Genomic DNA, 18,870 nt, shown 5'->3' on the forward strand with positions numbered 1-18,870 from the left:
CCTCACCCGAACACCGCGGCGGTGATGGTGCGGTACCAGTCCTCGGCGTAAGCGGCTTCCTGGCGCCGCACGGAATCGGGGGCGTCGACCGGGCTGGTGCCGCCGGCGCCCTCGATATCGGCGAGCACGCCCTTGTCCGGGTGGTACACCCCGGCGACCGAGATGCCGTAGCCCGGCGCGACCAGGCTGTAGCAGGTGTTGATCAGCTTCGGGGCCGAGGGTGTCCGCTCGGCCAGGAGGTCGATCACGGCCTCGGCGCAGACCTTGGCCTGCGCGTTGGCCGCGAAGGCGGATTTCGGCATCGCCCCGGCAATGGCCGCGTCGCCGACGACGTGGATCCGCGGCATTAGGCGCGATTCGAAGGTGACCGGGTCGACCGGGCACCAGCCCGAGCGGTCGGCGACGCCGGCCTGCGCGGCGATCGGCGCCGCCCGCTGGGGCGGGATGATGCAGGCGACGTCGGCCTTGTAGGTCTCGAAATCGGTCGCGACGCTCATCTCGCCCGGATCGACCGCGGTGACCTGACCGCCCGAGGCGAGCGGCACGTATTCCAGGGTACCGGGATAGAGCGCCTTCCAGGCGGATTCGAACAGCTTCTGCTTCGAGAACGTGTCCTTGGCGTCGAGCACGATCAGCTTGGCGCGGGGCTTCCGGGTCTTGAGGAACCAGGCGATCAGGCTTGCCCGCTCGTAGGGCCCGGGCGGGCAGCGATAGGGATTGCCCGGCACCGACAGGACCACCGTCCCGCCCTCGGGCATCGCGGCGAGCTGGCGGGCCAGCAACTCGGTCTGTGCCCCGGCCTTCCAGGCATGCGGCATCACCCCGGCGGCGGCCGCGTCGTAGCCCGACAGGGCATCGAAGCGCAGGGCGATCCCGGGCGAGAGGATCAGCCGGTCGTAGTCGAGGGTGGTGCCGTCGGCGAGGCGCACCTGCCGGGTGGCGCCGTCGACCGCCTCGGCGCTGGTGCGGGCCAGGGTCACGCCGCTCGCCCGCACGCCCTCGTAGCCGAACGCTTGCGCCGATAGGGGGCGAAGACCTGCGATCACCTCGTTGCTGAACGGGCAGGCGAGGTAAGTCTCCGCCGGTTCGACCAGGGTGACGGCGAGGCCGGCCCGGTGCAGGACCCGCGCGGCGGTGGCGCCGCCGAAGCCCCCGCCGACGACGACGACGCGCCCGCGCGCACCCTGCGCCAGGGCGGGACGGGGGAGAGTGGCGGCGGCGAGCCCCGCGAGCACGGCGCGGCGGCCGATCCCGGTCACTGGCCACCTCCCGCGAGCCACGCGGCGATCGCCCGGCTCTCGTCTTCCGAAAAGCCCTTGGCGATGCGGTTCATCACCGTGGCGGGCCGGGCCCCGGTCCGGAACGCCGCGAGCGAGGACGCGATGTCCTCGGCCGTGTGGCCGGACAGGCTCGGCACCGCGCCACCCGGGGCGCCGTGGCACCCCGAGCAGGACGAGGCGCCCGGCGGCGCGGCCGCCGCCGGGGTCGCGAGCAGCAGGAGCAGGAGACCGGTCCTCACGCGCGCTTCAGGTCCGTGCGGCTCGCCGGGATCTGCCGCACCCGTTTGCCGGTGGCGGCGAAGACCGCGTTGAGCACGGCGGGCGCCGCCACCGCGATGGTCGGCTCGCCGACGCCGCCGATGAAGCCGCCGGACGGCATCAGGATCGCGTCCACCGCCGGCATCTCGTCGAGGCGCAGGACCGGGTAGGAATCGAAGTTGGTCTGCTCGATCCGGCCGTCCTTCACCGTGCACTCGCCGTAGAGCGCCGCCGACAAGCCGTAGACGAAGGAGCCGGCGACCTGCGCCTCGATCTGCTGCGGGTTGATCGCCACGCCCGGATCGGTGGCGGCGACGATGCGGTGGACCTTGATCCTGCCGTCGTCGCCGACCGACACTTCCGCCGCGGCGGCCACGTAGCTGCCGAAGCCCATGATCTGCGCCAGCCCCCGGTGCACGCCCGAGGGCGGCTTCGTGTCCCAGCCGATCCGCTCGGCCACCGCGTTCAGCACGGCGAGGTGCCTGGGGTGCTTCTCCATCAGCTTGCGCCGGAAGGCGAGCGGGTCTTGGCCTGCCGCATGCGCCACCTCGTCGAGGAAGCATTCGAGGTAGATCGCGTTCGGGTTGGTGTTCACCCCGCGCCAGAAGCCCGGGATGATCGGCGGATTGCGCATCGCGTGATCGATGAGCAGGTTCGGGATCGTGTAGCCGATCGCCGCCTCCGCCCCGCCGGGATTGAGGCCCTGGAACACCACCGGGTCCTTGCCGTCGGCACCGAGCCGTCCCGGGATGATGCCGGCCAGGATCGACTGGCCGGAGATCCGCATGTGCAGGCCGGTGAGGTTGCCGGATTCGTCGAGGGCCGCCCGCATCCGGCACTGGGTGACCGGGTGGTAGCGGCCGTGGGTCATGTCCTCCTCGCGGGTCCAGATCAGCTTGACCGGGGTGCCGGGGAGTTCCTTCGCGATCAGCACCGCCTGGCGCACCCAGTCGTGGGTGGCGCCGCGCCGGCCGAAGCCGCCGCCGAGATGGATCTTGTGGACGTCGCACTGGCGGGCCGAGAGCCCGGCGGCCTCGGCCGTCGCGGCGAGCGCCGCCTCGCCGTTCTGGGTCGGGGTCCAGACCTCGCACCGTTCCGGCGTCCAGCGCGCCGTGGCGTTCATCGGCTCCATCGTGGCGTGGTTCTGGAACGGGTAGGCGTAGGTCGCCTCGACCACCTTGGCGGCCCCTTTCAGCGCGGCGCCCGCATCGCCGGCCTTGTTGCCGACGAAGGCCTCGGGCGCGTCGAGGCCCTCCTTCAGCATCGCGGCGATCGTCTCGCTCGACACCTTGGCGTTCGGGCCCTCGTCCCAGACGATCGGCAGCGCCTCGACCGCCGTCTTGGCGCGCCAGAACGTGTCGGCCACCACCGCCACCGCGCTGTCGCCGACCCGCACCACCTTGCGCACGCCGGGCATCTTTTCCACGGCGGAGCTATCGACGCTCTTCACCGTGCCGCCGACCACCGGGCAGTCGCGGATGGCGGCGTTGAGCATCCCCGGGAGCGTCAGGTCTATACCGTAGACCTGGGAGCCGTCGGTCTTCTCCAGCGTGTCGAGGCGCTTCACCGGCTTGCCGGCGATGATCCAGTCCTTCGGATCCTTGAGGACCACGTCCTTCGGCGGATCCATCCGGCCGGCGGCGCCCGCGACCTTGCCGAAGGTGGTGGAGCGGCCGGAAGCCGGATGGCTGATCGTCCCCTTCTCGACCCGGCACTCGCCGGGCGGGACGGTCCATTCCTGGGCGGCGGCCGCGACCAGCATGGTGCGGGCGGCGGCCCCGCCCTGGCGCACCGCGACGTAGGATTCGCGGATGCCGCGGCTGCCGCCGGTGGAGAAATCGCCCCAGGCGCGGTTGCGGGCGAGATTCTGGCCCGGCGTCGGGTACTCGGTGGTGACGCGGGCCCAGTCGCAACCGAGCTCCTCGGCGACGAGCTGGGCGAGGCCGGTCAGCGTGCCCTGACCCATCTCCGAGCGGGCGATGCGGATCACCACGGTCTCGTCCGGGCGCACCACCACCCAGGCGTTGACCTCAGGGGCGCCCGCGGCGGGCGCGGCCGCGGCGCCGGGCAGGTCGAAGCCGAGCGCCAGGCCGCCGGCCGCGGCGGCGGAGCCGGCGAGGAAGAATCGGCGCGACAGGGCGGGGGAGGCAGTCATGGTCATGTGGGCCTCCCGTCAGCCGCGGCCGGTCTCGCCGCCCTCGGCGGCGAGGGTGATGCCGGCAAGCACCCGGTTATAGGTGCCGCAGCGGCAGATATTGGTGATCTCCTGGCGAATCTCGGCCTCGCTGGGCTTGGGCTTCTGCGCCAGCAGGGCGGCGGCGGCCATGATCATGCCCGACTGGCAGAAGCCGCATTGCGGCACGTCGAGCGCGGCCCAGGCCTTCTGCACCGGGTGCGAGCGATCGGGGCTCAGGCCCTCGACGGTGACGATCTGCTGGCCCGGCTCGACGCTGGAGACCGGCATCGAGCAGGAGCGCACCGCCTGCCCGTCGATATGGACCGTGCAGGCGCCGCACTGGGCGATGCCGCAGCCGTACTTGGTGCCGGTGAGGCCGACCTGCTCGCGGATCACCCAGAGCAGCGGCGTGTCGGGCTCCACCTCGACCTCGCGCACGGAGCCGTTCACGTTCAGGCGTATCATGGGCGTTTCCATTGGTTGGCCGGCGGATGGAACGGTCGCGTGGGGCGCCGCCTTCGGGCCGTTGGCTCGCACCTTGTAGGCATAACAACTTCAAGGCGGCCGGCTGCGTCTGTCAATTGACGGATGCGCGAGCGGCAGGGGAGCAACCGTGGATGGCGTGCCTTGGATGCCTGATAGGCTCGGGCTCCTTCGACGCTGCGAGCCGCGATGACCATCCGCGATGATCATCCCTGTCACGCCTGACAGCCCGGGTCCCCGCCGGTTCACGGCGGGCGACCTGCGGCTGATGCTGTCGGCCGGGATCCTGCGCGAGGACGAGCGGGTCGAACTCCCGGACGGTGAGCTGGTCGAGCTGGCGGCGAAAGGCTTCGCGCATGACGTCGTCAAGAACGCGCTCAGGCGCCGTCTCGTCCCGGCGCTCTCTGAGACGATCTATCTCGGCATCGAGAGCACGCTCTGGCTCGGACCGAACCTGCTGCTGGAGCCCGGTCTCCTCCTCAGCCCTATGAACGCCCGCAGCGCTTCGCCGGAGGGATTCTGCACCGTCCCGGGTCTGGAGATCCTGCTGGTGATCGAGGTCGCGGTATCGAGCCTCGCCTATGGATCGGGGGCGGAAGGCGGGGCTCTACGCCCGGAACGGCGTGCGGGAATACTGGGTGATCGACGCGCAGGCGCGCGGAGCCGTGGTGCACCGGGCCCGAAGGATGGCGCCTACCGCGACGTGGCGGAGCTGTCCCGGCCTTCGGTGTTGCGGCCGGAGGCGGAGGAGCTTGCGGCGGTCACGGTGCCGCTCGCGGCACTCGGGTGACGGCTTCCGAAGAAGGCGCGGGATCCCCTCTCCCACACCTTGCAGCGATCACGGGCAAGCCCGGGATCGCCTGGAGAGGGGAGTTTGCGCTGGTCTTTGCGGCGGTGTCCCAGAGACGGTTTGATTGAAACGACAGAATTGAAGCGCTCCGTCGTCGACCCGGGGCCGCGCAGCAGACGAGAAGTGGTGGTATCTATGCCAGATAACTGGCGGGACGAGTCGAACAGGCTCTCGACATAAAGCCCGCTTCCTCACGTCCGCTCCGCGATCGCCTTCCCACCGTGCTTCTGCCGGAGCGCGTCGATCTGCTCTTCGGCCTGGCGGAAGGCGGCGAGGCTCTGGCCCGTCAGTTCGCGGGCGCTCGGCAGGCGGATCTTCATCGGATCGACGAAGCGGCCGTTGATCGCCACCTCGTAGTGGACGTGGGGGCCGGTCGAGAGGCCGGTGGTGCCGACCGCGCCGATCATCTGGCCGAGGCGTACGCGGGCGCCCGGCGCGATGCCGCGCGCGATCCGGGCCATGTGGTTGTAGGCGGTGGTGTAGCCGTTGGCGTGCTGGATCTCGACCCGGTTGCCGTAGCCCGAGCGGGCGCCGGCCGAGAGCACCGTGCCGTCGCCGGTCGCCATGATCGGAGTGCCGCGGGTCGCCGCCCAGTCGACGCCGTTATGGGGCCGGGAATAGCCGAGGATCGGGTGCAGGCGGGGACCGAAGGGCGAGCTGATCCGTCCCTCCGCCACCGGGCGGCGCATCAGGAATTTCTGGCTCGAGCGGCCGTTCGGATCGAGGTAGTCGACCTCGCTCGAGCCGGGCACCCGGTAGCGGTAGAGGCCGAAGGTCTCGTCGTGGACGCGCAGGCCGACATAGAGCAGCTCCGGCCGGGCATCGTCGTCCTCGGTGAAGAACAGCTCGGCCCTGTCGCCTGCGGTGGTGCGCTGCTGCAGGTCGGTGGAGGTCGCCAGCGCCAGGACCATCTCCTCGATGATCGGGCGCGGCACGCCGTTCTTGAGCGCGGTGCCGTACAGGCTCTCGTAGAGGGTGACGCCGGATTCCTCGTCGTCGTCCTGCGCGGCGCCCGTGCGGGGCGGCGCCACCGAGACGAAGCCGCCGCGGTCGTTGGCGGCCACGATCTCCTGGATGCCGTCCTCGCCGTAGAGGGTGACCCGGGCGATGCCGCGATTCTCCGGGTTGTGGCCGCTCCCCTCGGGGGCGATGAGGAGGCGCACGTGCTGGCCCTCGGGCAGGTCGGTCCTCGCCCGGGTGCTGAGGCTTCCCAGCAGGGCGGCGAGCCGCGCCGGCTCGGCGCCGTTGCGCTTCAGGAGATCCGCCAGGCTCTGGTCCTTCGCCAGCACGAGGTCGCGCTCCTCGACCAGCCGCGCGCCCGTGCCGTCGCCGGTGCCGGTCTCGGCGATCTCGGTCAGGTTCTCGGGGAGGATCCGGACCTCGATGTTGCGAAAGCGCGCCTCCGGCCCGGACTCGTCGGGCAAGGCGGCCGGCCGCAAGGCCCGGGAAAGCAGGCGCTCGGCCGGGAAGGCGGGCGGCAACGGCCCGCCCGAGAGGGACTGCGTCTCGGCCACGAGGGCGCTCACCTCGTCGTCGGTGAGGGCCGGCGCGCCCTCCTCCAGGGAGGCCTCGGCGAGCGGGCTGCGCATCAGCGTCACGGCGGTCTCGGCCGGGTCCGAATCGCCGTCCGGAGCGGCCGGCGCTTCGACCCGGGCGCTGCGCAGGGGGTCGAAGGGCGGCACCGGCATGTCGGGCGGGCGCAGGGACAGCTCGGTGGCGATCTGCACGTAGGCGTGGACGCGGATCACCTCGCGCTCGCCGGCGCGCTCGCTCATCGGCGCCTTGAAGGCGGTCTTGGCCGCCACGATCATCTCGTCGCGCACCAGCCGGTCGCCCTTGCGGGCGACGTCGCCGGACCCGGCCTCGCCATGGGGTGCCAGCGCCCGCTCCGGCGGCGTCGCCACCACGCCGTCGGCGGCGGCGAGGTAGAGCGCGACGCCGATCAGCCCCGCACCGGTGATTCCGGTGAGGAGGCTGCCGGCGAGCCAGCGCAGGTTGAGGGCCTGCCGGGGCGGCCGCGACGCGGCAGGCGAAGCGGCGAGGGAGGGCAGGTCGACGAAAGCGGACAAGGAATCGGGCCCTGGAATCAGGCGGATGGCTGAGGACCGCCCTTGGCGCCGAAACCGTGACCGTTTTGAGACGCGGGTCCTCCTACTCCGCCGCGGCCCTGGGCGCGTAGCCGAGCCGGGCGTTCAGCTCGTCGATCAGCGACGAGGCGGCTTCCGCGATGACGGTGCCGGGCGGGAAGATCGCCGAGGCGCCGGCCTGGCGCAGGGCCGCGAAGTCGCCCGGCGGGATCACGCCGCCGACCACGATCATCACGTCGGGCCGGCCGGCCTCGTCGAGCGCCCGCTTCAGCTCCGGCACCAGGGTGAGGTGGCCGGCGGCCAGGGACGAGACGCCGACGATGTGGACGTCGTTCTCCACCGCCTGGCGCGCCGCCTCCTCGGGGGTGGCGAAGAGCGGCCCGATATCGACGTCGAAGCCGAGATCGGCGAAGGCCGACGCGATCACCTTCTGGCCGCGGTCGTGCCCGTCCTGGCCCATCTTGGCGACCAGGATGCGGGGGCGGCGCCCATCCGCCTCCTCGAAGGCCTCGACCTGCCCGCGCACCCGCTCGACCGCCGCCGACATGCCGCCCATCTCCCGCTTGTAGACGCCCGAGATCGCCCGGATCTCGGCCCGGTGCCGGCCCCAGGCCCGCTCCAGCGCCTCCGAGATCTCGCCCACCGTGGCCTTGGCCCGGGCCGCCTCGACGGCGAGGGCCAGGAGGTTGCCGCCACCATTCGCCGCCTCGGTCAGGGCCGCGAGCCGCGCCTCGACCGCCTGCCCGTCGCGCTCGGCGCGCAGGCGCTTGAGCTTGTCGATCTGGAGCGTGCGGACGTTGCCGTTATCGACCCGCAGCAAGTCGATCGCCCGGTCGCCGTCGGGCTTGTAGCGGTTGACGCCGACGATGACCTGCTGGCCCGAATCGATCCGCGCCTGGGTGCGGGCCGCCGCCTCCTCGATGCGCAGCTTCGGGATGCCGGCCTCGATCGCCTTGGCCATGCCGCCCAAGGCCTCGACCTCGCGGATATGGGCGGAGGCGCGGGCGACGAGGTCCTGCGTCAGCCGCTCGACATAGTAGGAGCCGCCCCACGGATCGATGATCCGGGTGGTGCCGCTCTCCTGTTGCAGGAACAACTGGGTGTTGCGGGCGATGCGGGCCGAGAAGTCGGTCGGCAGCGCCAGCGCCTCGTCGAGCGCGTTGGTGTGGAGCGACTGGGTGCCGCCCTGCGTCGCCGCCATTGCCTCGACGCAGGTGCGGGTGACGTTGTTGAACACGTCCTGGGCGGTCAGCGACCAGCCCGAGGTCTGCGAATGGGTGCGCAGCGCCAGGGACTTGTCGGATTTCGGGGAAAAGTCCTTGACCAGGGAGGCCCAGAGCAGGCGCGCCGCCCGCATCTTGGCCACTTCCATGAAGAAGTTCATCCCGATCGCCCAGAAGAACGACAGGCGCGGCGCGAACTTGTCGATGTCGAGCCCCGCCGCCATCCCGGCGCGGATATACTCGACGCCGTCGGCGAGCGTGTAGGCCAGTTCGAGGTCCTGCGTCGCCCCGGCCTCCTGCATGTGATAGCCGGAGATCGAGATCGAGTTGAACTTCGGCATGTGGGCCGAGGTGTAGGCGAAGATGTCCGAGATGATCCGCATCGACCCGGCCGGCGGGTAGATGTAGGTGTTGCGGACCATGAACTCCTTGAGGATGTCGTTCTGGATCGTGCCGGCGAGCTTTTCCGGCGGCACGCCCTGCTCTTCGGCCGCGACGATGTAGAGGGCGAGCACCGGCAGCACCGCGCCGTTCATCGTCATCGACACGGTCATCTGGTCGAGGGGAATCCCCGAGAACAGCGTCCGCATGTCGTAGATCGAATCGATCGCGACGCCCGCCATGCCGACATCACCCGAGACCCGCGGATGGTCGGAATCGTAGCCGCGGTGGGTGGCGAGATCGAAGGCGACCGAGAGGCCCTTCTGCCCGGCCGCGAGGTTGCGGCGGTAGAAGGCGTTCGAATCCTCCGCCGTGGAGAAGCCGGCATATTGCCGGATCGTCCAGGGCTGGGTCGCGTACATGGTGGGGTAGGGGCCGCGCAGGAACGGCGCGATGCCCGGATAGGATCCGGCGAGGTCGAGCCCGTTCCGGTCCTGCGGGCCGTAGGCGGCCTTCACCGGGATGCCCTCGGGGGTCGTCCAGGGCTCGGCGGCGGCCGCCACCGCGGCGGAGTTGGCCGCCGCGGCCGGCGCGAAGGCGATTTCCGAGAAATCCGGGATGCGGGTCATCGGCCTGCGGCTCTCGTTGCTGGCGTTCCTTGGCGATGACTTATAGGACCGGGTGCCGCTGCGGCCAATGGGTGGAAGGTCGGAGGCGAGGCGCGATCAGCGCGCCTCCTCGCCTCCCGCGACCCGGCCGCGAGCCCTCGCCCTCACCCAGTCGCGCCGCCGCTGGTCGGCCTTCGACTCGGCCGTCTCCCGGTCCGCCGGCACGGTAGCGTAGAAATCCGCGACCGCGGCGCCACCATGGATGCGCTGGCCGCGGCCCGCCTCCTGTCGCAGCCGCCAGCAGCCGAGCGCCTGCCGTTCGCCGTCGCCCCGGGCGCGGGTGCAGGCTTCCGCCCGGCTGGCGCGGGGCGAGGCCTCGGCGCTGAAAGACAGGGCGGCGAACGCGAGGGGCGCGAGGACGGCGAGACGAGGCAGCGACGGCTTGCGGAGCATTCCGGACCTTTCGTATGGGGAGGGCGACAAGCCTAGAGATCCGCCCCCATGCCCGCAACCTCACCGGGACCACCGCCGGACAGCGCCGCGCGGCTCTGGGCGCCGCTCGCAGGATTCGCGGTCCTGGAAGCGCGCCTCGGCGACCGGGCGCAGGCCCGGGGGCCGGTCGCGGCGGGCCTCTACGAGTTCCTGCGCTTCGGGGTGAAGCAGGGCTGGGCCTGCCTGTTCGGCGGGGCGATGTGCGGCCTCCTGATCGTCACCCACCTGGCCTATCCGGCCGGCGCGCCGGTCGCCCGCTACGACGTCCTGACCCTCGCGGCGATCGCCATCCAGGTCGCGATGCTGGCCTTCCGCCTCGAGACCTGGGAGGAGGCCAAGGTCATCCTGGTCTTCCACGCCGTCGGCACCGCGATGGAGCTGTACAAGACCCACATGGGCTCCTGGGTCTATCCCGAGCCGAGCCTGCTGCGGCTGGGCGGCGTGCCGCTCTTCACCGGCTTCCTGTATGCCAGCGTCGGCTCCTATCTCGCCCGGGTGTGGCGCCTGTTCGATTTCCGGTTCACCCGCCATCCGCCGCTCTGGGCCCTCGTCGTCCTGTCGCTGGCGGTCTACGTCAACTTCTTCACCCATCACGTGACGACGGACCTGCGCCTCGTGCTGTTCGCAGGGACCGCCGCCCTGTTCGGGCCGGCAACCATCCATTTCCGGGTCTGGCGGGTCTACCGGCGCATGCCGCTCCTCCTCGGCCTGCTCTTCGTCACCCTGTTCATCTGGTTCGCCGAGAATATCGGCACCGCGACGCGCGGGTGGGTCTATCCGCACCAGGCCGCCGGCTGGGCGGCGGTGTCGCCGGCGAAATTCGGCTCGTGGTTCCTCCTGATGATCGTCTCCTACACGCTGGTGGCTCTGGCGAGCCGGCCCAGGGCGCTCGCCGAGGCAGAGCGCACGCCGAGCGTGGCCATTGACGCGGGCCCCGCCCGGCCCACTTCCCCGACGACAGTCGCCGGTTCCCTGCCGGCAGGTTCCCTCTCGGAGTGACGACACGGTGCCCGATCGCTTCCTGCGGATCGCCCTGACCACCGCCCTGGTGCTGCTCGCCCTCTTCGTCGCGCAGCCCTACGTCACGAGCCTCCTGTTCTCCGCCGACGCCCCCCGGGCGGTGACGGCGCGGGGCGACCTCTCGCAGGCCGAAGCCTCGACCGTGGCTTTGTTCGAGCGGGCCGCTCCGTCCGTGGTCTACGTCTTCGCCCGCCCGCGGCAGGGGGCGGTGTCGTTCGACCCGGAGACCGGCGAGCGCCGCGAGGGCGGGGGCGAGCAGACCGGCTCGGGCTTCGTCTGGGACGCGGCCGGCCACATCGTCACCAACAACCACGTCATCCAGGGCGGCGGCGACATCCAGGTCCGGCTCTCCACCGGCGAGGTGGTGCCCGCGACCGTGGCCGGCACCGACCCGAACTACGACCTGGCGGTCCTGAAGCTCGGGCGGGTCAGCGCGAGCCCGCCGCCGATCGCCATCGGCACCTCCGGCGATCTCAAGGTCGGGCAGTTCACCTACGCCATCGGCAACCCGTTCGGCCTCGACCACACCCTGACGACCGGGGTGGTGAGCGCGCTCCAGCGCCGGCTGCCGACCGCCGAGGGGCGGGAACTCTCCGGCGTGATCCAGACCGATGCGGCGATCAACCCGGGCAATTCCGGCGGGCCGCTCCTCGATTCCGCCGGGCGGTTGATCGGGGTCAACACCGCGATCTTCTCGCCCTCGGGCGCCAGCGCCGGCATCGGCTTCGCGATTCCCGTCGACGTGGTCAACCGGGTGGTGCCGAACCTGATCCGCACCGGCCGCACGCCCACGCCGGGCATCGGCATCGTGGCGGCGAGCGAGGACGCGGCGGCGCGGCTCGGCATCGACGGGATCGTGGTGGTGCGGGTGCTGCCGGGTTCCCCCGCCGCCCAGGCCGGCCTCCAGGGCGTCGATTCGGGGACGGGCGAGCTCGGCGACATCATCATGGGGGTGAACGGCCGCCCGGTGCGCCGACTCGCCGAGCTGACCGCGGCGCTCGAATCCTCCGGCGTCGGCAGCCCCGTCGCGCTCCAGATCGAGCGCGACGGGCGGGCGATCACCGTGATGGTCACGCCGGCCGATATGGGGCAGCGCCGGCGCTGAACCCTTGAGCAGAGCGACATGGCGCAACCCTGCTCAGCTCCTTGCCTTTGCATCATTCACCGAACCGTCGACCGCTCCGGCGCATGATGCTTCGTCGCTCCAGAGCGCCGGACCCGCTATCCTGGCCCCCGATTCCGCTGCGGAGCCCGCCCCGTGACCTCACGCCTCCTCGCCGCCCTCCTCGTCACGGCCGCCGCCCTGCCGGCGGCCGCGGCCGAGCGCGGCACCCGCAGGCCGCGCCTGTGCCCGCAGGACGCGCCGCCCGGCGTCCGGCTGCCCGACCGGCCCGAATGCCGCGAGGCTCCCGCCGCGGCCGTCCGGTCCACCGCCCCGGGCTTCATCGATCTCGGCCACGGCACCTCGCTGCGCGTCAGCGGCCGGGCGGCCTACGAGGTGGGCTACACCCGCCGGTAGGAGTCGCCGTCCGGCCCGGAGCCGCTCCGTCCTTGGTCGAAACCGGGGGGCGAATCGCGCGCTCGACGCCTGCCCCCCCGGGAACCCTCGGGGCCGCCGCGGCATTCGCTCGTGAAGCCGAGACGGAGGGCGCGATGATCCTGGCAGCTTGCGAGGGCCGTCACTGGCAATACGAGATCGCCGAGCATGCCGACGGCTACGTCGTGCGGATGCGCGACCTCGACACCGGCGACATCGACGAGGACGGCGCCACGGTCTTTCGCACCATGCCGGTGGCCTTCGCCTTCGCGGCGATGTCCGCCGCCTTCGACCGCTTCACCGCCTCGACCGAGGAGGAGGCGGACGACGCCCAGATGGCGACCGATTTCGCGGTGAGCGAGCAGGTCTTCTGCGACCTCAGCAGCCGCCTGTGCGACGGCGGCGTCGCCGGCAGCCTGGTCCAGGCCTGGGAGCGCCGGCCGGCGGACGGGCCGCGACTGACGCTGCACTGAGCCTCAGGTCGCCAGCCGCTCGAGCACGGCCGCCGCCGCCCGCTCGCCGTCGAGCGTGGCGCCGCCCACCGTCATCGCCGCCCCGCCCGCCGCGGCCTCGCCGGCGAGGAAGATGCGCTCGGCGACCGGCAGGCGCAGGGCCTCGCGGGCGGCGAGATGGCCCGGCCGCGCGAGCGAGTAGCTGCCTCGCGAGAACGGGTCCGTCCACCAGGCGGCGAGGCGGCCTCCCGTCACGGCGGCGCGGATCGTCGCCCCGAAGACGCTCGCGAGATGGTCGGTCGCCGCGGCCAATGCCGCCGTCTCGCCGGCCTCGCAGAGGGCGCGGGCACCGTCACCGCCGCAATGGAACACCGCGAGCGGTTTCCCGAACGGCTGCATCTCCAGGTAGGCGGTGAGGCCGGGCGTGCCGCTTCGCAGGAACACGGCGTCGCGCAGATCCTGGCTTCGCAGCCGGGCGGGATCGAGGGCGAGGCCGATCTTGGTGTAGGCGCCCATCGCCAGCCCCGCCACCGCCTCGGCACTCGCCGCCGGGAGGGCAGGGGTGAAGCGCGGCGAGCCCGAGGCCAGCACCCCGACCGGCACGGTGACGATCGCGCAGGCGACCCGCAAGGTGCCGCGCGGCGTCTCGACCGCGACGCCCGGACCGCTCCAGTCGATCCCCGTGACGGGCATGTCCAGCCGCACCGGCAGGTCGGCGTAGTGCGCGGCCACGAGGGCGCCGTAGCCGTCGACCCAGATGTCGTCGCCGGACCAGAGTTGGTCGTAATCGGCGCAGGAGACCCGGTCCGGCTCCTCGCCGAGGGTGAGGCGGGTGAGCCCCGTGGCGGCGGCCCGGGCCGCCTCGTCCTCGCCCGCCACGGCCTGCGCCACCGAGCGGTCCGGGCCGGCCGGATGGTCGAGAAGGGCGCTGACCCGCCCGAATCCCGCCCGGCGCTGGCGCCGCTCGGCCTCGCTCGCCCTCACGCCGTCCTTCACCAGGACCGGCCACGGGCTGGTGGCATCGTCGCTGGTGCGCGTCCCCGCCGCCCGCGCGATCTCCCGCCACGGGTTGCGCTCGGCCCAGTGCACGTATTGCCCGCCGGCATCGAAGCTGCGCCCCGGTCCCAGTGCCGTGTCGGTGAAGGCCCGCCCGCCGATGCGCCCGCGCGCCTCCAGCACCACGACGCTGTGGCCGCTCCGCCGGATCGCCGCCGCCGCGGCAAGGCCGGCGGCGCCCGCGCCGATCACCGCGACGTCGGCATCCGCCGCGGCGCGGGCTCTCGCCGAGGCGGCCAGGATGGCGGCCCCGGCCAGCAGGGAGCGGCGCGAGAGCGTCATCCCGGTTCTCCTGGTGGTTCGATCCGACCCACCTCGGCGGGGACGGGGCCCCGGCAAGGCGCGCGCGGCGAAATATCGCCCGGCCCTGCCGGCCCGGGACTTCACAGGATCGCGACCCGTTGAACGGTGCCTCCGGCCGTCCCGGCGGTTCCTTGACCGCGTTCCGGCGGCGCGGTAGCCCTGTGGCATGCGTCCCGTCATCGGCCTCACCCTGCGAATGACCCCGCCCGACCGCACGAGGTTCGGCCGGAGAGGGTGACGCGCGCCGAGCGCGCGACAGGCGAGAGCGCCGAACCCAGCCCTTCCGTGCCGTGCGGGAGGGCTTTTTCGTGTCCGCGGGTTCGGCGCCCCCTCTTCGTACGGGACGCACCCCATGTCACGCCGCATCCTCATCACCAGCGCGCTGCCCTATGTCAGCGGGGCGAAGCACCTCGGCAACCTCGTCGGCTCCCTGCTGCCCGCCGACGTGCATGCCCGCTTCCACCGCCAGATCGGCAGCGACGTGCTGTTCGTCTGCGCCACCGACGAGCACGGCACGCCGACCGAGATCGCCGCGGCGCGGGCCGGGCTCGACCCGCGCCGCTTCTGCGACGAGGCCCACGCCCGCCAGGCGGAGACCTGGCGCCGCTTCGGCCTCAGCTTCGACCATTTCGGCCGCTCCTCCGCGCCCTCCAACCACGCGTTGACCCAGCAACTCTACCGCCGTCTCGATGCCGAGGGGCTGATCGCCGAACGGGGCGTGCGGCAGGTCTGGTCGCCGGCCGATGGCCGCTACCTGCCGGACCGCTACGTGCTCGGGACCTGTCCGCATTGCGGCGACGCCGAGGCCCGGGGCGACCAATGCGATGCCTGCAGCGTCCTGCTCGATCCCGAGGAGTTGATCGCGCCGCGCTCGGCGCTCTCGGGGGAGACCCGGCTGGAACTGCGCGAGAGCCGCCACCTGTTTCTCAGGCAATCCGCCCTCGTCGAGCGGCTGAACGGATGGCTCGACACGCGGTCGGGCTGGCCGCCCTTCGTCGTGTCCCTGGCGCGAAGCTGGCTGACCGCGGACCTCAAGGACCGCTGCATCACCCGCGACCTCGCCTGGGGCGTGACGGTGCCGCGCCCCGGCTTCGAGGGAAAGGTGTTCTACGTCTGGTTCGACGCGCCGATCGCCTACATCGCCGCGACGCAGGACTGGGCGGCGGCCTGGGGCCGCGACTGGCGCGACTGGTGGTGGGGAGAGGCGGCCCGCGACAGCCGCTACGTCCAGTTCCTCGGCAAGGACAACGTGCCGTTCCACACCGTGAGCTTCCCCGCGACCCTCCTCGGCTCGGGCGAGCCCTGGCGCACCGTCGACGTCATCAAGGGCTTCCACTGGCTGACCCACGAGGGCGACAAGTTCTCGACCAGCCGAAACCGCGGCCTCTCCTGCGACGCGGCCCTCGCTGCGCTGCCGGCCGATATCTGGCGCTGGTGGCTGATCGCGAACGCGCCGGAGACGGCCGACGTGACCTTTCAGGCGGCGCGGTTCGCCACGGAGGTGAACAAGGATCTCGCCGACGTGTTCGGCAACCTCGTGCAGCGGGTGACGCGGTTCGCGGCGTCGGCCTTCGCCGGGCCGATCCCGGCCGAGGGGCGGCCGGACGGGCTCGAACGCGCGCTCGCCGCCGACGTGACGCGCCGGGTGGCGGCGATCCGCGCGCATCACGAGGCGCGGGAGTTCCGGCGCGCCGCCGCGGAGACGCGGGCGCTCTGGGCGCGGGCGAACGCCTATGTCCAGGAGGCGGCGCCGTGGTCGGCCATCCGGCACGACCGCCTGCGAGCGGCCGTGGTCACCCGTGTCGCCCTCGGGCTCGTCGAACTGTGTGCCACGGTGGCCTGGAGCATCGTGCCCAGCCTCGCGGCATCGGCCATCGTGGCGGTCGGCGGGACGGAGGCGGAGGTGCCGGGCTGGCCCGGCGACGTCGAGGATGTCCTGATCGGCGACCGGAGCCGCGCGAGAGTGCCGCGCCCGTTCGCGCCGGTCGCGAAGGTCGATGCGGAGAGCGTGGGCGCCGCCTGTCGCTGATGCTGGGGGAGCTATCGGACTCTGCGAGGGGCCGGCATGTCGTGCGGGACGGCCGCCCTCACACCCGCCCCACGAACGCCATCCGTCCCTGGTTGTGCCCGAGGTTCCGCGGCATCCGCTCCGCCGTGAAGCCGGCGGCCGTGAGGCGGGCCAGCATCTCGGCCTCGCCGTGGCGGGTGAGCCCGAGGCGCCGGCGCAACGCGCGGTAATCGGAGAGGAAGGTGCGGGCGAGGCCGAGGAGGGCTGCGGCGAGGAACCCGTCGCGCCGGGCGAAGGCCAGGAGGGCGGCGGCGTCCGCGGCGGCGCCGAGATGCGGCGGGATCACGTCGGCGAGGATCAGGCGGCCGCCGGGTTTCAGCGCGCGGTGCCACTCGCGAAGGCAGGCGTCGAGTTCCGGGCCGGTGAGGTACTGCGCCAGGGAATTCGCCACGACGAGGTCGAGACCCGCCGCCGGCAGGGCGGCGACGTCGTCGGGCGCCAGAACCGTGATCGTCGGGCAGGCGGCGTAGCGTTGCGCGAGCGCGTCGCGCTGGCGGGGCGAGGCCTCGCAGAGGTAGAGCCGGCCGCAGGCCCCGGCGACCCGCTCGGCGGACAGCGCCTCGCCGCAGCCGTGATCGAGGACGTGGGCGCCCGGATGCGGCACCAGGGCGGCGATCTCCTGGGCCAGCCCGGCATAGTGCCGGGCCTTGTGGCGCGCATTGACGTAGATCGGGTTGTCCCGATCCCAGAATTCGCGCCAGGAAGTGACCACGGGCGGGAAACCTCGGATCGGGGAGACCGTGCCGGGAGCGCTCAGCCGCCGATGAGCAGGACCGAGACGGCCCGGTCGATCGAGAGGTAGAAGACCGCGAAGGCGACCAGGGCGGCAAGCGCGAATTCGGCGGCGTCGTTCGGCAGGGCGCGCAGGTCGCGCAGGGTCTCGCGGCCGTAGACGGCGCCGAGCCAGGCCAGGGTCAGCACCACCGGCATCGCGAACAGGAACGACCAGGTGCTCTCCACGCGGCCCGCCGCGGGGTCGATCAGCGCGCGGATGTTGCGCACCCACGGCGCCTGGGTCGCGGCCGCGAGGGTCGTCACCCAGGCCAGACCCACGGCGATGCCGAGATGGGTGGTGAAGGTGCGGTGCAGGCGCGAGAAGCTGTCGGTCGCGGCGTGGTCGGTCACTGGATAAGCCCCGAATCGCGGCCCCGCGACGATCGTTGCATCGTCGTCGCTCCAGGGCGGTGAACGGCCGGGAGAATCGGCCGCGAGTTCGGGTTTTTTGTGGCTGCGGCCGGATCTGGCCGCAACCTTTTTCGGAGTTACGCGTTGCTGCCCTTCGTCTCGCGCATGAGGCTGACGAAGCGGTCGAACAGGTAGTGGCTGTCCTGCGGGCCCGGCGAGGCCTCCGGGTGGTGCTGCACCGAGAAGGCCGGGCGGTCGGTGAGCGACAGGCCGCAATTCGAGCCGTCGAACAGCGAGACATGGGTCTCGACCGCGTTCGCCGGCAGGCTGTTCGGGTCCACCGCGAAGCCGTGGTTCATCGAGACGATCTCGACCTTGCCGGTGGTGCGGTCCTTCACCGGGTGGTTGGCGCCGTGATGGCCCTGGCTCATCTTCACCGTGCGGCCGCCGAGCGCCAGGCCCATCAGCTGGTGCCCGAGGCAGATGCCGAAGGTCGGGACCTTCTCGTCGAGAAGGGCGCGGATCACCGGCACGGCATATTCGCCGGTCGCCGCCGGATCGCCGGGGCCGTTCGACAGGAACACGCCGTCGGGCTTGAGCGCCAGCACCTCCTCGGCGGTGGCGGTCGCCGGCACCACGGTGACGTCGCAGCCCGCCTTCGCCAGGAGGCGCAGGATGTTGCGCTTCACGCCGTAATCGATCGCCACGACCTTGAGGCCTTCGCCCGGGGCCCGGCTGCCGTAGCCGGCGGGGTGCTGCCACACGGTCTCGCCCCAGGACTTGGACTCGCGGCTCGTCACCGGCGGCACCAGATCGAGGCCTTCCATCGGCGGGAGCGACGCGGCCTTCGCCTTCAGGGCCTCGCGGTCGAAGCGCCCTTGCGGGTCGTTGGCCAGGATCGCGTTCGGCATGCCGCGGTCGCGGATCAGGGCGGTCAGCGCCCGGGTGTCGACGCCGGTGATGCCGACGATGCCGCGGGCCTTCAGCCAGCCGTCGAGATGGCGCGAGGAGCGCCAGTTCGAGGGGTTCGTCACCGCCGAGGCGATCACCGCGCCGCGCACGCCGGAGGCCGGGGCCGCGTCGAGGCTCTCCAGGTCCTCGTCGTTGGTGCCGACATTGCCGATATGCGGGAAGGTGAAGGTGACGATCTGCCCGGCATAGGACGGATCGGTCAGGATCTCCTGGTAGCCGGTCATCGCGGTGTTGAAGCAAACCTCACCGGCGGCCTCGCCGGTGGCACCGATGCCGAAACCCTCCAGAACCGTGCCGTCGGCGAGCACCAGGAGGGCGGTCGCGACGGGCTCGGCCCAGCCTTCGGGTTGCGCGGGGGCGGCCGCGTCGTCTTGCAGCATGATCGTGATCTCGCTTATGTCGCGGCCGGGCACGGCCGACGGGCGCGGCCGGCTGTTTACGAGGCCGGCGGCGGCCCGGTCAATCTGGGGATGCCCCGGTATCCCCTCAAGTGCCTCGA

General features: G+C 72.3%; 17 protein-coding genes and 1 pseudogene. 7 read left to right on the forward strand and 11 right to left on the reverse strand.

The genetic code is table 11. The features are described 5' to 3' along the window. Positions 1-2: 2 nt before the first annotated feature. The 4 genes from VQ03_RS02910 to VQ03_RS02925 are packed head-to-tail and all read right to left on the reverse strand — an operon-like array spanning position 3 to position 4,179. Positions 3-1,259, reverse strand: a complete 1,257-nt coding sequence (locus VQ03_RS02910; RefSeq protein WP_083467736.1) for an NAD(P)/FAD-dependent oxidoreductase — start codon at positions 1,257-1,259, stop codon at positions 3-5. Beyond that, positions 1,256-1,519, reverse strand: coding sequence for a c-type cytochrome (locus VQ03_RS02915; protein ID WP_048449359.1), 264 nt, complete (start codon positions 1,517-1,519; stop codon positions 1,256-1,258). The genes VQ03_RS02910 and VQ03_RS02915 overlap by 4 nt, the downstream gene beginning before the upstream one ends. Further along, positions 1,516-3,693 (reverse strand): xanthine dehydrogenase family protein molybdopterin-binding subunit, encoded by a 2,178-nt coding sequence (locus tag VQ03_RS02920; protein ID WP_425350026.1) that lies wholly within the window; start codon positions 3,691-3,693, stop codon positions 1,516-1,518. The genes VQ03_RS02915 and VQ03_RS02920 overlap by 4 nt, the downstream gene beginning before the upstream one ends. Before the next feature lie 18 nt (positions 3,694-3,711). Further along, positions 3,712-4,179 carry a (2Fe-2S)-binding protein gene (locus VQ03_RS02925; protein WP_048449361.1) on the reverse strand — a complete coding sequence of 156 codons (468 nt, stop codon included), beginning with the start codon at positions 4,177-4,179 and terminating at the stop codon, positions 3,712-3,714. 286 nt (positions 4,180-4,465) lie between these two features. Here VQ03_RS02925 and VQ03_RS34935 point away from each other — a divergent pair. Both VQ03_RS34935 and VQ03_RS34940 read left to right on the forward strand, forming a co-directional pair. Next, positions 4,466-4,768: pseudogene (locus VQ03_RS34935) on the forward strand (Uma2 family endonuclease); the annotation flags it as partial. Between the two features lie 10 nt (positions 4,769-4,778). Beyond that, positions 4,779-5,111, forward strand: coding sequence for a Uma2 family endonuclease (locus VQ03_RS34940; protein ID WP_280948428.1), 333 nt, complete (start codon positions 4,779-4,781; stop codon positions 5,109-5,111). Positions 5,112-5,238: 127 nt separating this feature from the next. Here VQ03_RS34940 and VQ03_RS02935 read toward each other — a convergent pair whose 3' ends face one another. The 3 genes from VQ03_RS02935 to VQ03_RS02945 form a co-directional block, all read right to left on the reverse strand. Then, positions 5,239-7,116, reverse strand: coding sequence for a M23 family metallopeptidase (locus tag VQ03_RS02935; RefSeq protein WP_048449362.1), 1,878 nt, complete (start codon positions 7,114-7,116; stop codon positions 5,239-5,241). Between the two features lie 82 nt (positions 7,117-7,198). Then, positions 7,199-9,367 carry a methylmalonyl-CoA mutase gene (gene scpA / locus VQ03_RS02940; RefSeq protein WP_048449363.1) on the reverse strand — a complete coding sequence of 723 codons (2,169 nt, stop codon included), beginning with the start codon at positions 9,365-9,367 and terminating at the stop codon, positions 7,199-7,201. A gap of 96 nt (positions 9,368-9,463) precedes the next feature. Continuing rightward, positions 9,464-9,799, reverse strand: a complete 336-nt coding sequence (locus VQ03_RS02945) for a hypothetical protein (RefSeq protein WP_048449364.1) — start codon at positions 9,797-9,799, stop codon at positions 9,464-9,466. 48 nt (positions 9,800-9,847) lie between these two features. On the opposite strand from VQ03_RS02945, the gene VQ03_RS02950 reads away from it, so the two are divergent. The 4 genes from VQ03_RS02950 to VQ03_RS02965 all read left to right on the forward strand — a co-directional run bounded on the left by VQ03_RS02950 (position 9,848) and on the right by VQ03_RS02965 (position 12,868). Further along, the gene (locus tag VQ03_RS02950) at positions 9,848-10,837 is read left to right on the forward strand and encodes a DUF817 domain-containing protein (protein WP_083467737.1); all 990 of its coding nucleotides are present in this window, start codon (positions 9,848-9,850) and stop codon (positions 10,835-10,837) included. Positions 10,838-10,844: 7 nt separating this feature from the next. Further along, positions 10,845-11,963, forward strand: coding sequence for a S1C family serine protease (locus VQ03_RS02955; protein ID WP_048449365.1), 1,119 nt, complete (start codon positions 10,845-10,847; stop codon positions 11,961-11,963). 153 nt (positions 11,964-12,116) lie between these two features. Continuing rightward, entirely contained in the window at positions 12,117-12,377 is a 261-nt protein-coding gene (locus VQ03_RS02960; protein ID WP_048449366.1) for a hypothetical protein, read from the forward strand. Positions 12,378-12,511: 134 nt separating this feature from the next. After that, complete coding sequence (locus VQ03_RS02965; protein ID WP_048449367.1) at positions 12,512-12,868, forward strand: hypothetical protein; 357 nt, start codon at positions 12,512-12,514, stop codon at positions 12,866-12,868. Between the two features lie 3 nt (positions 12,869-12,871). Here VQ03_RS02965 and VQ03_RS02970 read toward each other — a convergent pair whose 3' ends face one another. Beyond that, positions 12,872-14,185, reverse strand: a complete 1,314-nt coding sequence (locus VQ03_RS02970) for a flavin monoamine oxidase family protein (RefSeq protein ID WP_048449368.1) — start codon at positions 14,183-14,185, stop codon at positions 12,872-12,874. 373 nt (positions 14,186-14,558) lie between these two features. Between VQ03_RS02970 and metG the strand changes: the two genes are divergently transcribed. After that, a complete protein-coding gene (gene metG, locus VQ03_RS02975; RefSeq protein WP_083467738.1) occupies positions 14,559-16,235 on the forward strand; it encodes a methionine--tRNA ligase in 1,677 nt (558 codons plus the stop codon). A gap of 58 nt (positions 16,236-16,293) precedes the next feature. On the opposite strand, the gene VQ03_RS02980 is transcribed toward metG, so the two are convergent. The 3 genes from VQ03_RS02980 to carA all read right to left on the reverse strand — a co-directional run bounded on the left by VQ03_RS02980 (position 16,294) and on the right by carA (position 18,751). Then, entirely contained in the window at positions 16,294-16,986 is a 693-nt protein-coding gene (locus tag VQ03_RS02980; protein ID WP_048449369.1) for a class I SAM-dependent methyltransferase, read from the reverse strand. A 41-nt stretch (positions 16,987-17,027) separates the two neighbouring features. Next, positions 17,028-17,399, reverse strand: coding sequence for a hypothetical protein (locus VQ03_RS02985; RefSeq protein WP_048449370.1), 372 nt, complete (start codon positions 17,397-17,399; stop codon positions 17,028-17,030). Between the two features lie 137 nt (positions 17,400-17,536). Then, complete coding sequence (gene carA, locus VQ03_RS02990; RefSeq protein ID WP_048449371.1) at positions 17,537-18,751, reverse strand: glutamine-hydrolyzing carbamoyl-phosphate synthase small subunit; 1,215 nt, start codon at positions 18,749-18,751, stop codon at positions 17,537-17,539. Between the last annotated feature and the right edge of the window lie 119 nt (positions 18,752-18,870).

Origin of the sequence: Methylobacterium tarhaniae (genome assembly GCF_001043955.1) — a bacterium.
Classification (GTDB): Bacteria; Pseudomonadota; Alphaproteobacteria; order Rhizobiales; family Beijerinckiaceae; genus Methylobacterium; species Methylobacterium tarhaniae.